Origin of the sequence: Methyloceanibacter sp. (assembly GCF_050999895.1) — a bacterium.
Lineage (GTDB): Bacteria > Pseudomonadota > Alphaproteobacteria > Rhizobiales > Methyloligellaceae > Methyloceanibacter.
The window spans coordinates 1-6,337 of sequence record NZ_JBPCOU010000017.1; the positions used below are offsets into that span (position 1 = coordinate 1).

At 63.0% G+C, this 6,337-nt stretch carries 6 protein-coding genes and 2 pseudogenes; 7 read left to right on the top strand and 1 reads right to left on the bottom strand.

All coding sequences use genetic code 11. The features are described from left to right. Positions 1-34 precede the first annotated feature (34 nt). From ACR2J1_RS01440 to ACR2J1_RS01470, 7 genes and pseudogenes are all read left to right on the top strand, one after another. A pseudogene (locus ACR2J1_RS01440) lies at positions 35-1,483 on the top strand (hypothetical protein); the annotation flags it as partial. Positions 1,484-1,634: 151 nt separating this feature from the next. Further along, positions 1,635-2,711 (top strand): fatty acid desaturase family protein, encoded by a 1,077-nt coding sequence (locus ACR2J1_RS01445; protein ID WP_434017578.1) that lies wholly within the window; start codon positions 1,635-1,637, stop codon positions 2,709-2,711. Between the two features lie 80 nt (positions 2,712-2,791). Further along, entirely contained in the window at positions 2,792-4,108 is a 1,317-nt protein-coding gene (locus ACR2J1_RS01450) for a class I SAM-dependent methyltransferase (RefSeq protein ID WP_434017580.1), read from the top strand. Between the two features lie 281 nt (positions 4,109-4,389). Further along, entirely contained in the window at positions 4,390-4,581 is a 192-nt protein-coding gene (locus tag ACR2J1_RS01455; RefSeq protein WP_434017581.1) for a hypothetical protein, read from the top strand. Positions 4,582-4,748: 167 nt separating this feature from the next. After that, positions 4,749-5,192 (top strand): DoxX family protein, encoded by a 444-nt coding sequence (locus ACR2J1_RS01460; RefSeq protein ID WP_434017584.1) that lies wholly within the window; start codon positions 4,749-4,751, stop codon positions 5,190-5,192. After that, complete coding sequence (locus tag ACR2J1_RS01465) at positions 5,173-5,418, top strand: hypothetical protein (protein ID WP_434017582.1); 246 nt, start codon at positions 5,173-5,175, stop codon at positions 5,416-5,418. Before ACR2J1_RS01460 ends, ACR2J1_RS01465 begins: the two co-directional genes overlap by 20 nt. Continuing rightward, positions 5,411-6,016 carry a hypothetical protein gene (locus tag ACR2J1_RS01470; RefSeq protein ID WP_434017583.1) on the top strand — a complete coding sequence of 202 codons (606 nt, stop codon included), beginning with the start codon at positions 5,411-5,413 and terminating at the stop codon, positions 6,014-6,016. Before ACR2J1_RS01465 ends, ACR2J1_RS01470 begins: the two co-directional genes overlap by 8 nt. Before the next feature lie 79 nt (positions 6,017-6,095). Here ACR2J1_RS01470 and ACR2J1_RS01475 read toward each other — a convergent pair. Continuing rightward, a pseudogene (locus ACR2J1_RS01475) lies at positions 6,096-6,337 on the bottom strand (hypothetical protein); the annotation flags it as partial.

Genomic DNA, 6,337 nt, shown 5'->3' on the forward strand with positions numbered 1-6,337 from the left:
TGGGGCCTAGCAGCTGTGGGACCCGCGTCTCGAGATCCTTCCGTCGTGGCCTAAGCTGCGGGGATTGCCGCGCGACCGTTCGCGCAATGTGCTGTTCAATCATTTGGGTTTGCGCGAGGACGAGAAAGGCCTCGTCATCCGGCCCGACTGCGCCGATGTTCCGTATTTCCTGCGCGCCTATTTCGCCTTCAAAATGGGGCTGCCCTTCGGCTACGCGAAGTGCTCGCGCGGCGACGGCGGCCGGGCGCCGAAATGTTCGCAGTGGTGGAACATCGCGAACGAGGAGCCGCCGCAACCACCGTTAGTGCCGAAGATCGCGCCGGCTCCGGCTGGCAGTCTGTTCGGCCTTTTTGCACCGCCCACGCCGACGCCCGTCATGGCGCCTGTGCCAAAGCTTCCGACCAGGCCGCCGGGGCTTGTGCCCGGATTCGGCTATTATCTGCGCACGACGATCGCCAACGGCGTGCATTCCGGCAATGGGCGAACGGCGGCAGACGACCACGACACCGATTATTATCCGGTGCCCCTCAGTCAGGATGCACTCCGTCCCGGCACGATCTACGCCGATCCTTACGGGCACGTCCTCGTCCTCGTGAAGCGCGTGGCGCAGTCGGGCGAGGGGGCGGGCGTTTTCCTCGCCGTGGACGGCCAGCCCGACGGGACGGTCGCGCGGAAGCGTTTTTGGCGCGGCAATTTCCTGTTCGCGCAGGACCCCGCGCTCGGCGATCCCGGATTCAAGCGCTTCCGCCCGATCGTGCGCGAGAAGAATGGCGGTTTGCGGCGGCTGACCAACGACGAGATCGCGAAAGACGCGGACTACGGTGACTATTCGCTCGATCAGTCGAAGCTCAGTGTGGAAGACTTTTACGATCGCATGGACGACGTAATGTCGCCTGACCCGCTCGATCCCGTGCGCGCGATGAAGGAGGTGGTGACGTCGCTCGAGGAGCAGGTCAACGCCCGCGTGGTCTCGGTGGAAAACGGGCGCAAGTATCAAGTCGGCGGGGGCGGCGAGGTGGATATGCCCGACGGCGCGTCCATCTTCGAGACCACCGGCACTTGGGAGGACTTCGCCACGCCGTCACGCGATTTGCGTCTCTTAATCGCAATCGACGTGGTGCGCGGCTTGCCGGATCGCGTCGCGCGGCGGCCCGAGCGCTACGACATGCCGAAGGACAAGAGCGTAGCCGAGGTCAAGGCCGAATTGGAGACAATGCTCGCCTCGGAGCTTGCTGCGCGCCAGTTTTCCTATGCGCGCAGCGACGGCTCGCAATGGACGCTCGCGCTCAAGGATGTGCTCGACCGCACGGCGGCGCTCGAGATGGCCTACAACATCAACGACTGCGTCGAGCTGCGCTGGGGCGCGCCCGATAACAGCGAGGAAGACGCGACGTGCAAGCGGAATGCGCCGGCCGCGCAGCGTGCGAAGATGACGGAATATCGCGCATGGTTCAGCGAGCGGCGCCGCCCGCCGCGCGGCTAGACATTGTCCTCGAAGCGCGATTGGACGACGCGACGCATCTGCGCGGCAGGATGAGCGGCCCCCAAGCAACGCGGAAACCTTCGTGATTGCCCAAGAATGGCCACGCGGCTAGATTACGGGACTTGTTCTGCCATACCAGATAAGGGGACCGATGCCCGACGTCGCAAAGCTTAGCAGAGTGGTCGCCTTCCTCCGGGCCGAAAATCCGTTGGAAGACATCTCCGTAAACCCTGTCGTCAAACATCCGCACAACACGAGCCGCACCATCCCGGAGAGGCTGCCGCCGGCGAAGATCAAAGAACTCTCTCAGTTGCAGCCCGCGAAAGCGGTCGCGGCGACCGCCGGCGAATGGGTCGCGATTGGCGCGGCGATCGCTCTGTGCGCGACTTTCTGGCACCCGATAGTTTATCTGATCGCGGTCGTGTTTATCGGCGCGCGCCAGCACGCGCTGATGATCCTCGGACACGACGCCTCGCATTACCGCATTCTGCCGACGCGCTGGCAGAATGACCTGTTTGCGAACCTGTTCCTGATGTGGCCGATGTTCGCCTCGGTCGAGGGCTTCCGCAAGTTTCACGGCACGCACCACCAATATACGAATCTTCCTGATGACGGGAATCGCCATATCTGGCGCACGCACGACGCCGCAGGGGAGCTTGCACCAGACTGGCAGTTTCCAAAGACGAAGACGGGCTTGGCGCTCGTGCTCTTGCGCCGCGCCGCCTTCCTCACCGGCATGTTCTGGATCGTGCGTGGCGTGGTCGGCTCGTTTCTCGTGCCGTCGCCGCATTGGATGCTCGCTGCGAAGCTCGTGTTCTATGGATCGGCCGCGGGAGCCCTGACCTTTTTCGGCGCCTGGTACGCATTCCTGCTGTGTTGGATCGTGCCGTATTGCACTTGGCATATCGCCGCCCAGTATATCCGGCTCATCTGCGAGCACAGCGCCGTCGAAAGCGACGAGGAAGAGTACGCGGTCACCCGCACCACGGTGCCGACGCGGCTCGAGTCCATCTTCATCTTGCCTCGCAATATCGGTTACCACATCGAGCATCACTGGTATCCGAGCGTGCCGTTCTACCGGCTACCGGAATTGCACCGTGAGCTGATGGCGCGCGAGGGCTTTCAGACCAAGGCCGTCGTCAGCCGCTCTGTTTTCGCCTCGCTCGCCGAGTGCGTGCGGGAGTCCGCCGCGCAGGGCCGCCGTGAGACAGGCGTGCTCGCGGGCTAACGTGCCGCCGGCTCCGACGCCGCTTGCGGCTCCCCACATACCTATGCTTCGGTGCGGCGAAAGCACGATAAGGCAGACGCATGGATGCGAGAGCCGACAGCAAGAGCGTAAAGCAACTCGCGGCCGCGCGCCGGCTCATCGCCGAGATCGGCGAAGCGCTCGATATCGATGTTTCGGTGATGCTGTGGGACGGGAGCCGCGTGCCGCTCGGCCGCAACGTGACGGGCCCGCTCATTTTCACCATCGCGGGGCCGGGCGTCGTCACCTCGATGCTGCGTCGGCCGACGCTCGACCGCCTCATCCGCCTCTACGCCAAGGGACGCGTTGGGCTCGAAGGCGGCACGCTGATCGATCTCGGATTGCAGCTTCAGCAAAAGAGTACGCGCAACCGCCTGAAAGGGTTGAGCAAGCGCAAGCTCGCCGCCGCCCTCCTGCCGTTCCTGTTCGCCCCCGCCGACAGGCCGGGCCGCAGCCGCGACTATGCCGGCGACGAGACCGGTCGCGGCCGCGCGCCTGAGGAGAACCGCGGCTTCGTGCAGTTCCACTACGATGTTTCCAACGAATTCTACGCGCTCTTCCTCGACCCCGAGATGCAATATTCCTGCGCTTATTTCACAGACTGGACGGGCACGGTGGATCAGGCGCAACGGGATAAGCTCGAGATGATCTGCCGCAAGCTCAGGCTGAAGCCGGGCGAACGCATGCTCGATATCGGCTGCGGATGGGGCGGCCTCGTCTCCTATGCCGCAAAAAATTTCGGCGTCACCGCGCATGGCATCACCATGTCGGAGACCCAACTCGCCTTCGCGCGTGACAAGATCGCGGCCGAAGGCCTGAGTGGCAAGGTCACGGTGGAGCTGAGGGACTACGCGCTTGTCGAGGGCCAATACGACAAGATCGCCTCGATCGGCATGTACGAGCATATCGGTCTTGCCAATATCCCCGTCTATTTGACCAAGGTGCGCTCGCTGCTCGCCGACGGCGGGCTCTTTCTCAATCACGCGATCTCGCGCCGCGCCAAGCGCAAGCAGACGCGTCTCGGCAGCCGACCGGAGCAGCGCGCGATCATGCGCTACATCTTTCCCGGTGGCGAGCTCGACGATATCGGCCATACCGTGCAGGAGATGGAGATCAACGGCTTCGAAGTGCAGGACGTTGAGAACTGGCGCCGCCATTACGCGCTCACCACGCGGGCCTGGTGCGAGCGCCTGACGGGGCGGCGCGAGGAGGCCGAGGCGATGGTCGGGCCCGAGGTGGTGCGGCTCTGGCTTGCCTATCTCGCCGGCGTGTCGCTCGCCTTCACGCGGGGCACGCTGCGCATCTACCAGACGCTCGTCAGCAAGCAGGCCAAGGGGCCGTCACCGCTGCCGCCGACCCGCGCCGATCTGTATCGCTGAGTCTTACGCGGGTTGGTCGATTCGAAGCGCTTGTCGAGATGGCCGGCACTTCGCGCCTGAGTCGTTTCACGAACAACTTTCATAAACTTGGCTTCATCTCATGGGAACGGACAATCGCAGGTCCACCATTCCTTGCTGAACGTGGTCTTGCATGACAACCCGGCAATCCGCGGCGGAAAAGATGAGGCTAATTTCCTGACTGAGCAATTTTGACCAGCTTTCCGCTCCAGTCCTTTTATGCTCAGCACTGTCATTCCTCCGGATCAGTGAAGAGAAGTGTCATGTCAATGTTAGTAATGAGATGCCCGCGCACCGGGCAGGAAGTGCCGACGGGAATAGAGACCGACCCCGACAGCTTCCGAGTTATTCCCGACGTCATGGTCTACACAACTTGCCCGCATTGCGGCATCGATCATGCCTGGTGGCCCAATGAAGCCTGGCTTGCCGACCGCGTGCCTCGCGCAGCGGCATAGGCGACCATAACATGAGGTCCGGTAGCTCTCCCTGCTGAAGCGGATCTGTGCCGGTTCGCGTCGCGGTCGTGTGCTCCGGTCCTGGATGCCGGGTTGGAACCGTTAGGGCGTGGCGCGACTATGCAGATGTGACAGATCTCCCGACCCAGCGGCGGGCCCGCCGCGCGATGCGCGTCATCCTCGCGGCCTTCTACCTCATCGGCGGCATCGGTCATCTGCTGATCCCCGATCGCTTTCTGCCCATCGTTCCGGACGCCGTGCCCTTTCCGCGTGAGGTGATCCTAGCGACCGGGCTGTGCGAGATTGCCGGTGCGCTTGGCTTGCTCACGCGACGCTTCCGTTGGTGGGCCGGGCTCGCCCTCGCGGTCTATGCGGCGTGCGTGTTTCCGGCCAACCTCAAACATGCTTTCGAAGGCGTGCCGGTACCGCCGCTGCCGGAAAGTTGGTGGTATCACGGGCCACGCCTTATCTTGCAGCCAATCCTTGTGTGGTGGGCGCTCTTTGCAGCAGGCGTGGTCGACTGGCCGTTTGGGCAGTCAGGGGCTAAAACCCGCGAGCCGAGAAGCGGGGCAGCGAAAAGGACAGAGAACGATGGTCAAGGTCACCTATAGAATTGTGCAGCATGAAGACGGCTGGGCTTACAAGGTCGGCGATGTGTTCTCCGAGACCTTTCCCTCGCATGATGGAGCGCTCGCCGCGGCGAAGCTGGCGGCGGCCGAGCAGCGCGTTCCCGGCGAGACCACGGGCATCGAATATGAAACCGCAGACGGCAAGTGGCATGAAGAACTCGAGGCGGGCGATGACCGGCCCGAGACCGAAGTCGAGGACGATGCTTAAGCTCATCCGCTGCGTGTTTCAGCTAACGGCGGTCGCTCTCGCGTCCGTTGCCTTTGCAGACGCGGCTTTTGCATGCGCCTGCTGCACCAATCCGGGGCAGCGCTATGTCGAGGTCGTGCAGCTCGATTCCGGCCGGCGTGACGAGATTGAGTCGCTGCGGTTCGCGAAAAGCGCGGAGCTTTATGTCGGCGAGGCCGGCGTCGAGATCGTCCAGGGCATCGCAACGCCGTCGGAACGCTACGACGTCGACGTGAAATGGGAGAACGGCCACGCAAAATTCGCGCTTCGCGACGAGGCGGGCCACGAAGGCACGCTGACCCTCGCAGTGCCTGACAAGATCACCATCTTCGAGGTCGATCCACGCGACAGTCCGGGTCAAGGCACCGAGCCAACCCTCTATAAGGAATGGAAGCTGACGGGGCGGGTGACGGGCGCCGGCGTCTTCAACACCGGCAGCGAGGGCAAGCCGCTCCTGACGCTGATCCTGCAAGGCCGCGGCAATTCCTGCACGTCGGCGGCCGACTTCACGCATTGGACGCTCGTGATGCAAGGCACCAAGGGGTATTACACCTTGTTCGGCGCGCTCGCCAAGCCATAGGCGCGCGAGTTCGCGGCGTGGGACAAAAAAGGACGGCAGACTTTCGCCTGCCGTCCCTCAATTCAGAATCCAAACGCTGTTACGGGCAGAGCCAAATCGGGCCGGCCAGGATGCAACCGCGGCCCCGCAACCCATAGGGCCGGGCGCTGTAGCGGTAGTTGTAGCTACGGCCGGCGTAGAAGTTTCTGTTGTTGTAGTTCCTCTTGCCGTATTTCCAATTGCCCTTCCTGCCCCGGTTGTTGCTCCAGTTTTTGTTATTGTTCCAATTGTTCTTGTTGTTCCAGTTGCGCTTGTTGTTCCATTCCGTCTTGACCTGGATCA

Bases quoted from the DNA above. Each gene is read 5' to 3' on its own strand.
- ACR2J1_RS01450 (WP_434017580.1), top strand. From the start codon at position 2,792: ATGGATGCGAGAGCCGACAGCAAGAGCGTAAAGCAACTCGCGGCCGCG.
- ACR2J1_RS01460 (WP_434017584.1), top strand. From the start codon at position 4,749: ATGCGCGTCATCCTCGCGGCCTTCTACCTCATCGGCGGCATCGGTCAT.
- ACR2J1_RS01455 (WP_434017581.1), top strand. From the start codon at position 4,390: ATGTCAATGTTAGTAATGAGATGCCCGCGCACCGGGCAGGAAGTGCCG.
- ACR2J1_RS01465 (WP_434017582.1), top strand. From the start codon at position 5,173: ATGGTCAAGGTCACCTATAGAATTGTGCAGCATGAAGACGGCTGGGCT.
- ACR2J1_RS01445 (WP_434017578.1), top strand. From the start codon at position 1,635: ATGCCCGACGTCGCAAAGCTTAGCAGAGTGGTCGCCTTCCTCCGGGCC.
- ACR2J1_RS01470 (WP_434017583.1), top strand. From the start codon at position 5,411: ATGCTTAAGCTCATCCGCTGCGTGTTTCAGCTAACGGCGGTCGCTCTC.